The sequence below is a fragment of the Streptomyces sp. NPDC028331 genome (genome assembly GCF_055565775.1).
On sequence record NZ_JBVHTR010000013.1, the window covers coordinates 158,944 to 173,526 of the forward strand.

The window sequence follows — 14,583 nt, forward strand, 5'->3', positions numbered from 1 at the left end:
CGCCCGCAGGGCAAGCCCGGCTAACCTCCTAGCCATCACCCTCCCCACTCTCGGCTCCGCCCGAGCGCGGGGACCCCCATCGGCAGGAGTACGAGAACCATGGCCAACGCACCGGTCCAGCGCATGTCCCAGTTGATGGCGAAGACGTTGCGCGACGACCCGGCCGACGCCGAGGTCCTCAGCCACAAGCTGCTGGTCCGTGCGGGCTACGTCCGCCGCACCGCCGCCGGTGTGTGGACCTGGCTGCCGCTCGGCAAGAAGGTCCTCGCGAACGTGGAGCGGATCGTCCGCGAGGAGATGGACGCCATCGGAGCCCAGGAGGTGCTCCTGCCCGCCCTGCTGCCCCGCGAGCCCTACGAGGCGACCGGCCGCTGGGACGAGTACGGCGCCGAGCTGTTCCGCCTGAAGGACCGCAAGGGCGGCGACTACCTGCTCGGCCCCACCCACGAGGAGATCTTCACCCTGCTGGTGAAGGACCAGGCGTCCTCCTACAAGGACCTGCCGGTGATCCTCTACCAGATCCAGACCAAGTTCCGGGACGAGGCCCGGCCCCGCGCGGGCATCCTGCGCGGCCGCGAGTTCCTGATGAAGGACTCCTACTCCTTCGACCTGGAGGACGAGGGCCTGGCCCGCTCCTACGCCCTGCACCGCCAGGCCTACCAGCGCGTCTTCGAGCGCCTCGGCCTCGACTACCGGATCGTCGCCGCGACCGCGGGCGCGATGGGCGGCTCCAAGTCCGAGGAGTTCCTCGCCCCGGCCGGCGCAGGCGAGGACACCTTCGCGGACTGCCCGAACTGCGACTTCGCCGCCAACACCGAGGCGATCACCTACGAGCTGAAGCCCGTCGACGCCTCCGGCGTCCCGGCCGCCGAGGAGATCCCCACCCCGGACACCCCGACCATCGAGACCCTGGCCGCCTCCCTCGGCGTCCCGGCCTCCGCCACCCTGAAGAACCTCCTGGTCAAGGTCGACGGCGAGATCGTCGCCGTCGGCGTCCCCGGCGACCGCGAGGTCGACCTGGACAAGGTCGAGGCGCACTTCGCCCCGGCCGCCGTCGAGCTGGTCACCGAGGCGGACTTCGCCCAGCGCCCCGACCTGGTCCGCGGCTATGTCGGCCCCCAGGGTCTGGAGAAGGTCCGCTACGTCGCCGACCCGCGCGTGGCGCCGGGCACGGCGTGGATCACCGGTGCCAACAAGGCGCACACCCACGCGAAGAACGTCGTCGCGGGCCGCGACTTCCAGGTGGACGAGTACGTGGACGTCGTGGTGGTGCAGGAGGGCGACCCCTGCCCGAAGTGCGGGACCGCGCTCAAGCTGGACCGGGCCATCGAGATCGGCCACATCTTCCAGCTCGGCCGCAAGTACACCGACGCCCTCAAGCTCGACGTCCTCGGCCAGAACGGCAAGCCGGTCCGCGTCACCATGGGCTCCTACGGCATCGGCGTCTCCCGCGCCGTCGCCGCGCTCGCCGAGCAGAGCGCCGACGAGCAGGGCCTGTGCTGGCCCAAGGAGGTCGCCCCGGCCGACGTGCACGTGGTGGCCGCCGGCAAGGCGCTGCAGACCGAACTGGCCCTCGACGTGTCCGACAAGCTGTCGGCGGCCGGTGTCCGCGTCCTGGTGGACGACCGGGCCGGTGTCTCGCCGGGTGTGAAGTTCACCGACGCCGAGCTGATCGGTGTGCCGCAGATCCTGGTGGCGGGGCGCCGCGCGGGCGAGGGCGTGGTCGAGCTCAAGGACCGCAGGACGGGCCGGCGCGAGGAGCTCACGGTGGACGAGGCCATCGCCCGCCTCACCGCCTGATCCGTGAATCAAGGCACCCCTCAGGGATTTCTGCGCAGGCGCACGGGCGCCCCACAGAGTCCTCTCAGGCCGTTCCCCGACCGTAGGGCGTGACACAGCGTCACTACGGAGGGGAACGGTCATGACAGCCAGGGAACGAGGCGCCGCCGCGGCGGCACGCCGGGGAGCAGCTCGCACGCCGGCCGCCGCGGCGGCGATCACGCTGTCGGCCGCCGCCGGGGTGTTCGCCCTGGTCGGCTCCGTGCACGCGGACGCCCAGACGTCGGCGGGCGGCGGCTCCAGCAGCAAGAGCGGCGGTACGGGCTCGACGTCCTCGGACGGTTCGTCCGGTACGTCGTCGTCCACGACGGGTTCGTCGTCGTCCTCCGGCAGCCTCCGGTCACCGTCGGACGGCCTCACGGGGTGATCGCCGGGCTGCCCGCCGGGCGGTGCGGCCTCGCCGAGACCGCGCGGGTGCTGCGGTACCTCGCCCTGGAGTCGGTCGGCCGGTGCGGGCCCTGCCTCAACGGGCTGCCGCGCATCGCCGCCGCGTTCCAGGCGCCGGCCGGGCCCGGACCGCACGGCACGGCCCGCGCGGACGTCGCCCGCCGGGCGGGGCCCGTGGAGGGCCGGGGAGCCTGCCACCACCCCGATGGCACGGTCCGCCTGGTGCGCGGCGCGCTGAAACGGGTCCGGCGGGCGGCGGCGGACTGCCCGGTCCAGGCGCTGAAGGTGACGACGGAGCCCTAGAGCCAGCTCGCGAACTCCAGCAACAGTTCCGCGTCCCCCGGACGGCCCACCCGGCGCGCCCGCACCCCCGACTCCACCGCACGGAACAGCGTCCAGCCGCGCAGCCGCTCCTGGTCCAGGTCCAGGGACTCCGCCAGCCGTTTCACCCGGCGGCGGGTGATCGCCGCCCCGGACGGCGCAGCGATGAGGTCCTCCACCCGGTCGCGCACCAGCCGCGCCAGGTCGAAGGCGCACTCGCCGACCACCGGGTCCGGGCCCACCGCCAGCCACGGCATCCGCTCCCCGGCGAGGATCTTGCTCTGCCGGAAGGTTCCGTGCAGCAGCCGCTCCTCGGGCGGGGCCGCGAGCAGCTCCGCGCGGGCCGCAAGCGCGGCGTCGACCAGCGGTGCGGCCTCCGGGTCCGTCTCCGCGCTCCTCCGCATCGCCTCGGCCTGCCGCCCCGTGCGCGCGGCCACCGTCTCGAAGGAGTGACCGGAGGGCGGCTCGACCCACAGCCGTCGCAGTGTCCCGGCCGCCTCCAGCAGGGCCTTCGCCTCCGGCAGCGACCGCACGGACATCTCCGGGTGCAGGCGCTCCAGGAGCAGCACGCCCTCCCCGGCGTCCTCGGTGCCCGAGGCGTCCGCGTCCAGGAGCCGTACGGCCCCGAAGCCGTCCCAACGGGCGAGCGCGGCCCGCTCGCTGCCCGGGCGGGCCCACGGCGGCACCAGCTTCAGCACGGCGGGCGTCCCGTCGGCCCGCCGCACCAGCAGCACCAGGCTGCTGCGGCCGCCCGGCGCCTGCACCCGCTCCACGGTCAACTCGCGTAGACCGACGGCCCGCCGGATCAGCTCGGGCAGATTGCCCAGCCAGTCGGCGCCACCGTCCCGCTGCGTCTCGCCGAGCGCCCTCACCAGGCGCTGCGGCGGTTCGAAAGCCATGCGCGAGTTGTTCCCTTCCAGGTCGGCTTCGCACGCGTACGGTCGAGCGCGTACGCGTCAGGTCTGCGGTGTCGCCGACGCGGTGGGGGTGGCCGCCGCCCGCTCGGCGAGACCAGGGAAGGCTACGCTCTCGCCGCTCCAGCGCACCGCCCGGACCGCCGCTTCACGCAGCGCCCCGGCGGCGAAGCCGCGCCGCGCGCCCGTGGAGGCCCGCACGAGATCCGAGTAGACCCCGGCCACCCGCTCCTCCAGCTCGGCGGCCAGCCGCACGGCGGCGGCGGAGTCGGGCACCGGGAACGGCAGCGCGTACGCGGCCGCCGCGGCGTCCGGCGTACCGCCCAGGTCCCGTACCGCCCGGGCCAGTTCGTCCCGCCGAGCGCGGTGGGCGTCGTAGGCGGTCCGCGCCTCCTCCCGCCGTGCCTGCCGGATGCGTCCGCCGACGACGCCGTATCCGTAGACGGCGGCGTGTTCGGCGCGCAGGGCGGCCTGCAGGGCCGCCAGCTCGCCGCTCACGGCCGTCGGTGTGCCGCTGCCGCTCGTGCTCACTTTCCGCCTTCCGTCAGCAGGTACGCGTGGGCGGCCCCGGCCGCGGCCACGGACGCCATCAGCCGCGCCAGCTCGCCCGGCACCTCCAGCAACGCCTTGCCGCGCCGGTCGGCCAGGGTGCGCTCGGCCGCGGCCAGGTCGGCCAGCGCGGACTTGGGGTCCGCCGGCACGGGGGAGGAGCCGGGCGAGGCGGAAGCCGAGGGGGACGCGGAGGCGCCGGCCGAGCCGGCGGAGGGGGACGCCGCGGAGCCGGTCCCGCCGCCGAACGCCTGTGCGTGCCGGACGACCTCCGTCCGCAGCGGGCGCAGCCGCGCCGCCAGGTCCGGATGGGCCGCGATGACCGCCGCGTACCGCGCCGCCAGCGCCTCGCTGTCCCGGGCCGCACGCGCGCGTGCCCGGGCGGCCGCCCCCGGGCGGCCGCCCGAGGCGCTCGAGTCGGAGGCGCCCGAGCAGCCCGCCAGCAGCGCGGCACCCGCTGCCGAGGCGATCAGGCTCCTTCTGCGCAACGACACGCGCGTGGGCGGGGGGAGGGGCACGGCAGACCGTCCTCGGAGGCTTCGGTACGAACGGATGGGCGGGAACCCGACGGATGGGCGGGAGCGCCGATGATCACCGTACCCGCGTACCCCGCCCGCGCCCGCCATCGGCTCGGCCCATAGCGCGTACGCACGCGTGACGCTCGCAGCGGCCCGGTCACGCGTCCGCTCCCGCCCCCACGCGTCCGAACGGGCCCCGTACCGCGCCCGGCCGCATCTTCTGACGCGCCCGCCCCTTGCCCCTGCCGATGGCTCGCACGCGCGTGTGCCGCTCGCGGTGGCGGCCCCGTACCGAGCCTGGCCGGGCCTTCTGACGCGCCCGTCCCGTGCGCCCGCCCCTTGCCCCTGCGGACGGCTCGCACGCGCGTGTGCCGCTCGCGGCGGCGGCCCTGTACCGCGCCTGGCCGCGTCTTCTGACGCGCCCGCCCCGTGCGCCCGCCCCTTGCCCGTGCGGACGGCTCGCACGCGCGTGTGCCGCTCGCGGTGGCGGCCCCGTACCGAGCCTGGCCGCGTCTTCTGACGCGCCCGTCCCGTGCGCCCGCCCCTTGCCCCTGCCGATGGCTCGCACGCGCGTGTGCCGCTCGCGGCGGCCGTCCGGCCGCGTGTCCCGCGCTCGGCTCGGGGCGCGGACGCGTGCCCGCGCGACCTTCCCGGCCCTCCGGGGCGCTCCCCGGGGGCCGGCCGTCAGGTTCCGCAGGCGCGTGGTGTCTGCGGCCGGCCCGGTGGTCGCAGGCAGTCCTGGCGCCGATGCGGCTCGAGATCCGGTCCCGCGTCCGTCTGCTCGGGGGTCGAGGGCCGGTCAGGGGCCGGTTCCGACAGCCGGTCCGGAGGCGTCCGCCCACCGTGCTGGTCACCGGGTCGGCCGATCGTCCGCCGCACCGGGCGGCGGGCCGGGTGGACGGCATCACCCTCTGGGACCGGATACCCTTTGACCTGACAGCGACCATCCCACAACAGCACACGCGGCCGAGGAGTCACCCGGATGAGCACCACCCAGAGCGAGAGGCTGCGAGAACTTCTGGAACCGCTCGTCACTTCCCAGGGGCTCGATCTCGAGGAGATCGCGGTGGACTCCGTGGGGCGCAAGCGTGTGCTGCGCGTCGTCGTCGACTCCGACGCCGGGGCCGACCTGGACAAGATCGCCGATGTGAGCCGTGCGCTCTCGGCGAAGCTCGACGAGACGGACGCGATGGGCGAGGGCGAGTACACCCTCGAGGTCGGAACCCCGGGCGCGGAGCGCCTCCTCAGGGAACACCGGCACTACGTACGGGCCACAGGCCGGCTGGTCAGGTTCCAGCTCGCCGAGGGCGGCGAACTGGTCGCCAGGATTCAGCAGGTCGACGACGACGGCGTCGACCTCGAGGTGCCCGGTGTGAAGGGCCGCAAGGCCACCACCCGCAGACTCGCCTTCCCGGACATCGCCAGGGCGCGCGTCCAGGTCGAGTTCAGCCGCAGGGACACGAAGGACATGAAGGAAGAGGAGGAGGCGTAGCCGTGGACATCGACATGAGTGCCCTGCGGGGCTTGGTACGGGAGAAGGAGATCTCCTTCGACCTGCTGGTCGAGGCGATCGAGGCGGCCCTCCTCATCGCCTACCACCGCACCGAGGGAAGCCGCCGCCACGCGCGCGTGGAGCTCAACCGGGAGACCGGCCATGTGACCGTGTGGGCGAAGGAGGACCCCGACGATCTTCAGGAGGGGCAGGAGCCGCGCGAGTTCGACGACACCCCGTCCGGCTTCGGCCGCATCGCCGCCACCACCGCCAAGCAGGTCATCCTGCAGCGCCTGCGCGACGCCGAGGACGACGCGACGCTCGGCGAGTACGCGGGCCGGGAGGGCGACATCGTCACCGGTGTGGTCCAGCAGGGCCGCGACCCGAAGAACGTGCTCGTCGACATCGGCAAGCTGGAGGCCATCCTGCCGGTGCAGGAACAGGTGCCGGGGGAGACGTACGAACACGGCAAGCGCATCCGGTCGTACGTCGTCCGGGTGGCGAAGGGCGTGCGCGGCCCGTCCGTCACTCTTTCGCGCACCCACCCCAATCTGGTGAAGAAGCTGTTCGCGCTCGAGGTCCCGGAGATCGCCGACGGCTCGGTGGAGATCGCCGCGATCGCCCGTGAGGCCGGTCACCGTACGAAGATCGCCGTCAGGTCCACCCGTTCGGGCCTGAACGCCAAGGGCGCGTGCATCGGCCCCATGGGCGGCCGTGTGCGCAATGTCATGGGCGAGCTGAACGGTGAGAAGATCGACATCGTCGACTGGTCGGACGACCCGGCCGAGATGGTGGCGAACGCCCTGTCCCCGGCCCGGGTCTCCAAGGTGGAGGTCGTGGACCTCGCGGCCCGCTCCGCGCGCGTGACGGTCCCCGACTACCAGCTCTCCCTGGCGATCGGCAAGGAGGGGCAGAACGCCCGGCTGGCGGCCCGGCTGACCGGCTGGCGGATCGACATCCGGCCCGACACCGAACAGCCCGCCGAGCGGCAGGCCTGAGCCGTGTGACGCCGGCCGGGAATAGATCCCGGCCGTACGTCGCTGAGATCACGACAGATTTGCGTGCAGCAGTTGTTCGACTCTTGCCCCAAAGGGGTGAGGTCGGTGCGGGGAGGTAGACTTAACCGTGTCTGGCCGGACGCACGCCCGAGCATGCCCTGAACGCACCTGTGTGGGGTGCCGGGAGCGAGCGGCCAAGATCGAACTGCTGCGCACCGTGGTGATCGAGGACGCCTGCGTCCCCGATCCTCGCGGTACGCTGCCCGGCCGGGGTGCGTACGTGCACCCCGCACTGTCCTGTTTCGACCTGGCGGTACGCCGCCGGGCGTTCCCGCGGGCGCTCCGCGTCCCGGGTCCGCTCGACACAAAGGCGTTGCGCCAGTACGTCGAGCAGGAAGAAAGTTGTCAGCAGCACGTAGCTGGGCAGGCAACACCGTAAGACGTGCCGCGCGGAACCCCGTGCGGTCCTGGTACCTCGCGAGTTGAAAGCAGGTCGAGATTGCGATGAGCACTCGATGAGTACGCGATGAGTACGCCCATGAACTAGCGACGGTCCGGCTTCAACCCGGACCTCAAAGGAGCGAAGTGGCTAAGGTCCGGGTCTACGAACTCGCCAAGGAGTTCGGTGTCGAGAGCAAGGTCGTCATGGCCAAGCTCCAGGAACTCGGTGAATTCGTCCGTTCGGCGTCTTCGACCATCGAAGCGCCCGTAGTACGCAAGCTGACCGACGCCTTGCAGCAGGGCAACGGCGGTGGCGCGAAGCCCGCCGCCCCCCGCAAGGCCGCACCGGCCAAGCCGGCCGCGCCCTCCCCGGCGCAGGCCGCTCGTCCGGCTGCCCCGCGTCCGGCGGCCCCCAAGCCCCCGGCCGCCGAGAAGCCCGCGGCTCCGGCCCCGGGTCCGCGCCCGACGCCGGGCCCCAAGCCCGCGCCGCGGCCCGCCCCGGCGTCCCCGGCACCGGGTGCCCCCGAGTTCACGGCGCCCCCGTCGGCTCCGGCCGCCCCCGCCCCGCGCCCGGGCGCCCGTCCCGGCGCGCCCAAGCCCGGCGCACGTCCGGCCGCGTCCGGTCAGGGTCAGGGCGGCGCCCAGGGTCCGCGTTCCGGCGCCCCGCGTCCGGGTGGTGCCGGCCAGCGCCCGGGTGCCCGTCCGGCCGGTCCCCGTCCGGGCAACAACCCCTTCACCTCCGGTGGCTCCACCGGCATGGCGCGCCCGCAGGCGCCCCGTCCGCAGGGCCCGCGTCTGGGGGGTCCCGGTGCTCCGGGTGCCCCGCGTCCGCAGGCCGCGCAGGGCGGTCCCCGTCCGCAGGCTCCCGGCGGCCCGCGTCCGCAGGCTCCGGGCGGTCCGCGCCCGACCCCGGGCTCGATGCCGCGTCCGCAGGGCGGTCCGCGTCCCGGCGGCGGCCCCGCCGGTCCGCGCCCGAACCCGGGCATGATGCCGCAGCGTCCCGCTGCCGGCCCGCGTCCCGGCCCCGGCGGCGGTCGTGGTCCGGCCGGTGCCGGTCGTCCCGGCGGCGGCGGTCGTCCCGGTGGCGGCGGCTTCGCCGGTCGTCCCGGCGGCGGCGGTCGTCCGGGCGGCGGCGGTTTCGCCGGTCGTCCCGGTGGTGCCGGCGCTCCCGGTGGTGGCGGCGGCTTCGGCGGTGGCGGCGGTGGCCGTCCCGGCTTCGGCGGCCGTCCCGGTGGTCCCGGTGGCCGTGGTGGCACGCAGGGCGCCTTCGGTCGCCCGGGTGGTCCCGCGCGTCGCGGCCGCAAGTCGAAGCGGCAGCGCCGTCAGGAGTACGAGGCGATGCAGGCGCCGTCCGTCGGCGGTGTGATGCTGCCGCGCGGCAACGGCGAGACCATCCGTCTCTCCCGTGGCGCGTCCCTCACGGACTTCGCGGAGAAGATCAACGCCAACCCGGCGTCCCTCGTCGCGGTCATGATGAACCTCGGCGAGATGGTCACGGCCACGCAGTCCGTCTCCGACGAGACCCTGCAGCTCCTCGCCGACGAGATGAACTACACGGTTCAGATCGTCAGCCCGGAGGAGGAGGACCGCGAGCTCCTCGAGTCCTTCGACATCGAGTTCGGTGAGGACGAGGGCTCCGAGGAGGACCTGGTCGTCCGTCCGCCGGTGGTGACCGTCATGGGTCACGTCGACCACGGTAAGACCCGCCTGCTCGACGCCATCCGCAAGACGAACGTCATCGCGGGCGAGGCCGGTGGCATCACCCAGCACATCGGTGCCTACCAGGTCGCGACCGAGGTCAACGGCGAAGAGCGCAAGATCACCTTCATCGACACCCCGGGTCACGAGGCGTTCACCGCCATGCGTGCCCGTGGTGCGAAGTCGACCGACATCGCGATCCTGGTCGTCGCGGCCAACGACGGCGTCATGCCGCAGACGGTCGAGGCGCTCAACCACGCCAAGGCGGCCGACGTGCCGATCGTGGTCGCGGTCAACAAGATCGACGTCGAGGGTGCCGACCCGACCAAGGTGCGCGGTCAGCTGACCGAGTACGGCCTGGTGGCCGAGGAGTACGGCGGCGACACCATGTTCGTCGACATCTCCGCCAAGCAGGGTCTGCACATCGACTCGCTGCTGGAGGCCGTGATCCTCACGGCCGACGCCTCGCTCGACCTGCGGGCCAACCCGAACCAGGACGCGCAGGGCATCTCGATCGAGTCCCGCCTCGACCGCGGCCGTGGTGCCGTGGCGACGGTCCTCGTCCAGCGAGGCACGCTGCGGGTCGGCGACACGATGGTGGTGGGCGACGCCTACGGCCGTGTCCGCGCCATGCTCGACGACAACGGCAACAACGTCGCCGAGGCCGGCCCGTCGACGCCGGTCCAGGTCCTGGGCCTGACCAACGTCCCGGGTGCGGGCGACAACTTCCTCGTCGTCGACGAGGACCGCACCGCCCGCCAGATCGCGGAGAAGCGCGCCGCCCGTGAGCGCAACGCGGCCTTCGCGAAGCGCACGCGCCGCGTGTCGCTGGAGGACCTGGACAAGGTGCTCAAGGCCGGCGAGGTCCAGCAGCTCAACCTGATCATCAAGGGTGACGCTTCTGGTTCCGTCGAGGCCCTGGAGTCCTCCCTGCTCCAGCTCGACGTCGGCGAAGAGGTCGACATCCGCGTCCTGCACCGCGGCGTCGGTGCGGTCACGGAGTCGGACATCGACCTGGCGATGGGCTCCGACGCCATCGTGATCGGCTTCAACGTCCGTGCGGCCGGCCGCGCGGCGCAGATGGCCGAGCGCGAGGGTGTGGACGTCCGGTACTACTCGGTCATCTACCAGGCGATCGAGGAGATCGAGGCGGCCCTCAAGGGCATGCTCAAGCCGGAGTTCGAGGAGGTCGAGCTCGGTACGGCGGAGATCCGCGAGGTCTTCAAGTCGTCCAAGCTGGGCAACATCGCCGGTGTCCTCATCCGCTCCGGCGAGGTGCGCCGCAACACCAAGGCCCGCCTCATCCGAGACGGCAAGGTGGTTGCGGAGAACCTCACCATCGAGGGCCTGCGTCGCTTCAAGGACGACGTCACCGAGATCCGCGAAGGCTACGAGGGCGGTATCAACCTCGGCAACTTCAACGACATCAAGGTCGACGACGTCATCGCGACGTACGAGATGCGGGAGAAGCCGCGGGCGTAAGCCCGGGGTTCACCGCCGGCCGACGGGACCACGGTCCCGTCGGCCGGCGGCCTTTCGGCCCCTGCCGCATGTGCCGAGCGGGGGCTCGGGCCTGCCCCGAAGCGGAGTCCGAGGCGGAGCCCGTGTCCGGTGCCGCGGCTACGCATTCGTTGCCGGGGCTCCTGGGGCGCAGCCCTCGGTGCGTGCCTGGGGCAGTCCGCCCGAGGACGCCGCGTAGGCGGTCTTTGCCGTGCTCTCGGGGCGCAGCCCTGTGAGGGGGTGCTCCCTTGTCAGGTTTCTCGGGCCCAGCCGCGGTGCGGTCCCGGCCCGGCCCCGTCAGGGATGCAGGGGACGTGGTCCCCGCCCGGGTCCCGGGCGGAGCCCGAGGTGCGGGGTGTAGGGGCGGAGCCCCTTGAGGACGGGACGGGCAGGGGCGGCGGGGGCGGGAACAATCCCGTCGAGTGGCCCCCGGAGTTCGTTGTACGGTTTTCGTGTCCCTGCCCATACCGACGGCAGGGCCACCGATCCCGTACCGGCGGGTCATCCGGACACACATGTACGTGGGGACTCTGTCCTTCGACCTCCTCCTCGGCGACGTACGGTCGCTGAAGGAGAAGCGCTCCGTCGTCCGCCCGATCGTCGCCGAGCTCCAGCGCAAGTACGCGGTGAGCGCCGCCGAGGTGGACCACATGGATCTCTACCGGCGGGCCGTCATCGGGCTCGCGGTGGTCTCCGGCGACGCGGGGCACCTGAGCGGCGTACTGGACCGGTGCGAGCGGCTGGTCGCCGGGCGCCCCGAGGTGGAGCTGCTGTCGGTGAGACGGCGGCTCCACGGCGACGACGACTGACCGAAGAACAATGACAGGAAGAACGGGAGACGGACCAGTGGCCGACAACGCGCGGGCTAAGAGGCTGGCGGACCTCATCCGAGAGGTGGTGGCCCAGAAGCTGCAGCGCGGGATCAAGGACCCGCGGCTCGGCTCGCACGTCACCATCACGGACACCCGGGTGACGGGCGATCTGAGGGAGGCGACCGTCTTCTACACCGTGTACGGGGACGACGAGGAGCGGAAGGCCGCCGCGGCCGGCCTGGAGAGCGCCAAGGGCATCCTGCGCTCCGAAGTCGGCCGCGCCGCCGGCGTGAAGTTCACCCCCACCCTCACCTTCGTCGCGGACGCCCTCCCCGACACCGCCCGGACCATCGAGGACCTCCTCGACAAGGCGCGCGCCTCCGACGCGAAGGTGCGCGAGGCGGCCACGGGCAAGCCGTACGCCGGTGAGGCCGACCCCTACCGGAAGCCCGGCTCCGAGGACGAGACGGACGACGGCGCGGAATGACCCAGCAGCACACCACGCCCGACGGCCTCGTCATCGTCGACAAGCCGTCGGGCTTCACTTCGCACGACGTCGTGGCCAAGATGCGCGGCATCGCCAGGACGCGGCGCGTCGGCCACGCCGGCACCCTCGACCCCATGGCGACCGGCGTCCTCGTCCTCGGCGTGGAGAAGGCCACCAAGCTCCTCGGCCACCTCGCGCTGACCGAGAAGGAGTACGTGGGCACCGTCCGCCTCGGGCAGACGACGATCACCGACGACGCCGAGGGCGAGGTCACCTCCTCCACCGACGCCTCGAAGGTGACCCGGGACGCCATCGACGCCGGGATCGCCAAGCTGACCGGCGACATCATGCAGGTGCCGTCCAAGGTCAGCGCCATCAAGATCAACGGCGTACGATCGTACAAGCGCGCCCGGGACGGCGAGGAGTTCGACATCCCGGCCCGGCCGGTCACCGTCTCGTCCTTCACGGTGTACGACGTCCGGGACGCCGTCGCCGAGGACGGCACCCCGGTGCTGGACCTGGTGGTGTCCGTGGTCTGCTCGTCCGGCACCTACATCCGGGCCCTCGCCCGCGACCTGGGCGCCGACCTGGGCGTCGGCGGCCACCTCACCGCGCTGCGCCGCACGAGGGTGGGCCCGTACAAGCTCGACGCCGCCCGCACCCTGGACCAGCTCCAGCAGGAGCTGACCGTGATGCCGATCGCCGAGGCCGCCGCCGCCGCGTTCCCGCGCTGGGACGTGGACGCCAAGCGGGCCCGGCTGCTCGCCAACGGGGTGCGCCTGGAGATGCCCGACGAGTACGCGGGCGCGGGCCCCGTCGCCGTCTTCGGCCCGCAGGACCGCCTCCTGGCGCTCGTGGAGGCGCAGCGGGGCAAGGCGAAGAGCCTCGCCGTGTTCGGCTGACGCACGCCGTGCCTGCCCGTGGAGCGGCGATCGCGGGAATGCCGGTCACCGCTCCACGGTCCCCCCTCGGTTCCCCCTCACAGAGGTGTATCCATCCCTCCCCGCCTATTCACCCCACGGGGCAGGCGCTCGGAGTGAACCGAGGGAGCGGAAGGGGGCGCGTTCACCGCACGGCCGGCCCGGCCGCGGAACCGGGCCCGGAAGGCGGCGTCCGCCCGCCGTCCCACCCCTCGGTCCGCCTGCCGGGCCTCCCGTGAGACGACGTGCCGCCCGTCACAGCCCCCATGCCGATGCGGGCCGAGGCCTCCCGGCATGGCACCCTTAGACCTGCGTACAAGACGAAGACGGACACGGGTTCGACAAGGAGCGGTCACAGTGCAGCGCTGGCGTGGCTTGGAGGACATCCCCCAGGACTGGGGGCGCAGCGTCGTCACCATCGGCTCCTACGACGGAGTCCACCGCGGTCACCAGCTCATCATCCGGCATGCCGTGGAACGCGCCCGTGAGCTGGGCGTTCCCTCGGTCGTCGTGACCTTCGACCCGCACCCCAGCGAGGTCGTGCGCCCCGGCAGCCACCCGCCGCTGCTCGCCCCGCACCACCGCCGCGCCGAGCTGTGCGCCGAACTCGGCGTCGACGCGGTCCTCATCCTCCCGTTCACCACCGAGTTCTCCCGGCTCTCGCCCGCCGACTTCGTGGTCAAGGTGCTGGTGGACAAGCTGCACGCCAAGGCCGTCGTCGAGGGCCCGAACTTCCGCTTCGGCCACAAGGCGGCCGGCAACGTGGAGTTCCTGGCCGAGCAGGGCAAGACGTACGACTTCGAGGTCGAGGTGGTGGATCTCTACGTGACCGGCGAGGCAGGCGGCGGCGAGCCCTTCTCCTCCACCCTGACCCGCCGGCTGATCGCCGAGGGCGACGTCGAGGGAGCGCGCGAGATCCTGGGACGCCCGCACCGGGTGGAGGGCGTGGTGGTCCGCGGCGCCCAGCGCGGCCGCGACCTCGGCTACCCGACCGCCAACGTCGAGACGCTCCCGCACACCGCGATCCCGGCCGACGGCGTCTACGCCGGCTGGCTGCACGTCGAGGGCGAGGCGATGCCGGCCGCGATCTCCGTCGGGACCAACCCCCAGTTCGACGGCACCGAGCGCACCGTGGAGGCGTACGCCATCGACCGGGTGGGACTGGATCTGTACGGGCTGCACGTCGCCGTCGACTTCCTGGCGTTCGTCCGCGGCCAGGCCAGGTTCGAGTCGCTGGACGGGTTGTTGGAGCAGATGGCGGAGGACGTCAAGCGCTGCCGGGAGCTCATCGCGGCGGCGGGAGACCCCGCCTGAAGACGGACGTGTCCGTTTCGCTCGGAAACTCCCTGCCGCCAGGCCCAGTTGTAGAATCCCCCTCGTCCGTAAGGTCGGTGGAACGGAGAGAACCCGGTGGCGACCGAGCAGGAGAAGGAAGCGCTGTACGCCATGGACATCAGCGGCGTCGAGTGGGTCGGCTCCCCTGATGGTCCCCAGGACGAGCGGGTGGAGATCGCCTACCTCGAGGGCGGCGCCGTCGCGATGCGCAACTCGGCGGACCCCGACACGGTGCTCCGCTACACCGCGGCGGAATGGCGCGCGTTCGTACTCGGCGCGCGCGACGGGGAGTTCGACCTGAAGTAGTGGCACCCCGGAGCGACACCGGGGACAGACGCGCTCGCGGCCGTGACGTACACGAACGCCAGAGGG

General features: G+C 73.0%; 15 protein-coding genes. 12 read left to right on the top strand and 3 right to left on the bottom strand.

Translation table 11 applies throughout. The features are described 5' to 3' along the window. The first annotated feature begins 99 nt into the window (after positions 1-99). The 3 genes from ACZ4SW_RS20735 (at position 100) to ACZ4SW_RS20745 (ending at position 2,529) form a co-directional block, all read left to right on the top strand. Entirely contained in the window at positions 100-1,800 is a 1,701-nt protein-coding gene (locus tag ACZ4SW_RS20735; protein ID WP_468245514.1) for a proline--tRNA ligase, read from the top strand. Positions 1,801-1,921: 121 nt separating this feature from the next. Next, on the top strand, positions 1,922-2,206 hold the full coding sequence (locus ACZ4SW_RS20740; protein WP_468245518.1) for a hypothetical protein: 285 nt from the start codon (positions 1,922-1,924) through the stop codon (positions 2,204-2,206). Further along, complete coding sequence (locus tag ACZ4SW_RS20745; RefSeq protein WP_468245523.1) at positions 2,203-2,529, top strand: NADH-ubiquinone oxidoreductase-F iron-sulfur binding region domain-containing protein; 327 nt, start codon at positions 2,203-2,205, stop codon at positions 2,527-2,529. The genes ACZ4SW_RS20740 and ACZ4SW_RS20745 overlap by 4 nt, the downstream gene beginning before the upstream one ends. Here the strand turns inward: ACZ4SW_RS20745 and ACZ4SW_RS20750 are convergent. From ACZ4SW_RS20750 to ACZ4SW_RS20760, 3 genes are read right to left on the bottom strand one after another with little or no spacing between them, the layout of a single operon-like run. After that, positions 2,526-3,446 carry an aminoglycoside phosphotransferase family protein gene (locus ACZ4SW_RS20750; RefSeq protein WP_468245528.1) on the bottom strand — a complete coding sequence of 307 codons (921 nt, stop codon included), beginning with the start codon at positions 3,444-3,446 and terminating at the stop codon, positions 2,526-2,528. The genes ACZ4SW_RS20745 and ACZ4SW_RS20750 overlap by 4 nt on opposite strands. 57 nt (positions 3,447-3,503) lie before the next feature. Next, positions 3,504-3,992: a ferritin-like domain-containing protein gene (locus tag ACZ4SW_RS20755; RefSeq protein ID WP_468245534.1), complete on the bottom strand. Its 489-nt coding sequence runs from the start codon at positions 3,990-3,992 to the stop codon at positions 3,504-3,506. Beyond that, positions 3,989-4,528, bottom strand: a complete 540-nt coding sequence (locus ACZ4SW_RS20760) for a hypothetical protein (protein ID WP_468245539.1) — start codon at positions 4,526-4,528, stop codon at positions 3,989-3,991. The genes ACZ4SW_RS20755 and ACZ4SW_RS20760 overlap by 4 nt, the downstream gene beginning before the upstream one ends. A 982-nt stretch (positions 4,529-5,510) precedes the next feature. Here ACZ4SW_RS20760 and rimP point away from each other — a divergent pair. From rimP to ACZ4SW_RS20805, 9 genes are all read left to right on the top strand, one after another. Beyond that, positions 5,511-6,020: a ribosome maturation factor RimP gene (gene rimP, locus ACZ4SW_RS20765; protein ID WP_468245543.1), complete on the top strand. Its 510-nt coding sequence runs from the start codon at positions 5,511-5,513 to the stop codon at positions 6,018-6,020. A 2-nt stretch (positions 6,021-6,022) separates the two neighbouring features. Next, entirely contained in the window at positions 6,023-7,018 is a 996-nt protein-coding gene (gene nusA / locus ACZ4SW_RS20770; protein ID WP_468245549.1) for a transcription termination factor NusA, read from the top strand. A gap of 127 nt (positions 7,019-7,145) precedes the next feature. After that, positions 7,146-7,457, top strand: coding sequence for a YlxR family protein (locus tag ACZ4SW_RS20775; RefSeq protein ID WP_468245554.1), 312 nt, complete (start codon positions 7,146-7,148; stop codon positions 7,455-7,457). 146 nt (positions 7,458-7,603) lie between these two features. Beyond that, positions 7,604-10,639: a translation initiation factor IF-2 gene (gene infB, locus ACZ4SW_RS20780; RefSeq protein WP_468245560.1), complete on the top strand. Its 3,036-nt coding sequence runs from the start codon at positions 7,604-7,606 to the stop codon at positions 10,637-10,639. 533 nt (positions 10,640-11,172) lie between these two features. Further along, on the top strand, positions 11,173-11,466 hold the full coding sequence (locus ACZ4SW_RS20785; RefSeq protein ID WP_468245566.1) for a DUF503 domain-containing protein: 294 nt from the start codon (positions 11,173-11,175) through the stop codon (positions 11,464-11,466). Positions 11,467-11,503: 37 nt separating this feature from the next. Further along, positions 11,504-11,956 (top strand): 30S ribosome-binding factor RbfA, encoded by a 453-nt coding sequence (gene rbfA, locus ACZ4SW_RS20790; protein WP_468245572.1) that lies wholly within the window; start codon positions 11,504-11,506, stop codon positions 11,954-11,956. Next, a complete protein-coding gene (gene truB / locus ACZ4SW_RS20795) occupies positions 11,953-12,858 on the top strand; it encodes a tRNA pseudouridine(55) synthase TruB (RefSeq protein WP_468245575.1) in 906 nt (301 codons plus the stop codon). The genes rbfA and truB overlap by 4 nt, the downstream gene beginning before the upstream one ends. Positions 12,859-13,233: 375 nt before the next feature. Next, entirely contained in the window at positions 13,234-14,190 is a 957-nt protein-coding gene (locus ACZ4SW_RS20800; RefSeq protein WP_468245580.1) for a bifunctional riboflavin kinase/FAD synthetase, read from the top strand. A 96-nt stretch (positions 14,191-14,286) separates the two neighbouring features. Then, positions 14,287-14,517: a DUF397 domain-containing protein gene (locus ACZ4SW_RS20805; RefSeq protein WP_468245586.1), complete on the top strand. Its 231-nt coding sequence runs from the start codon at positions 14,287-14,289 to the stop codon at positions 14,515-14,517. Positions 14,518-14,583 lie beyond the last annotated feature (66 nt).

What these genes read in the sequence shown, in the direction of transcription:
- ACZ4SW_RS20740 (WP_468245518.1), top strand. Translation starts at nt 1,922, where the DNA reads ATGACAGCCAGGGAACGAGGCGCCGCCGCGGCGGCACGCCGGGGAGCA.
- ACZ4SW_RS20750 (WP_468245528.1), bottom strand. Translation starts at nt 3,446, where the DNA reads ATGGCTTTCGAACCGCCGCAGCGCCTGGTGAGGGCGCTCGGCGAGACG.
- ACZ4SW_RS20785 (WP_468245566.1), top strand. Translation starts at nt 11,173, where the DNA reads ATGTACGTGGGGACTCTGTCCTTCGACCTCCTCCTCGGCGACGTACGG.
- truB (WP_468245575.1), top strand. Translation starts at nt 11,953, where the DNA reads ATGACCCAGCAGCACACCACGCCCGACGGCCTCGTCATCGTCGACAAG.
- ACZ4SW_RS20735 (WP_468245514.1), top strand. Translation starts at nt 100, where the DNA reads ATGGCCAACGCACCGGTCCAGCGCATGTCCCAGTTGATGGCGAAGACG.
- rimP (WP_468245543.1), top strand. Translation starts at nt 5,511, where the DNA reads ATGAGCACCACCCAGAGCGAGAGGCTGCGAGAACTTCTGGAACCGCTC.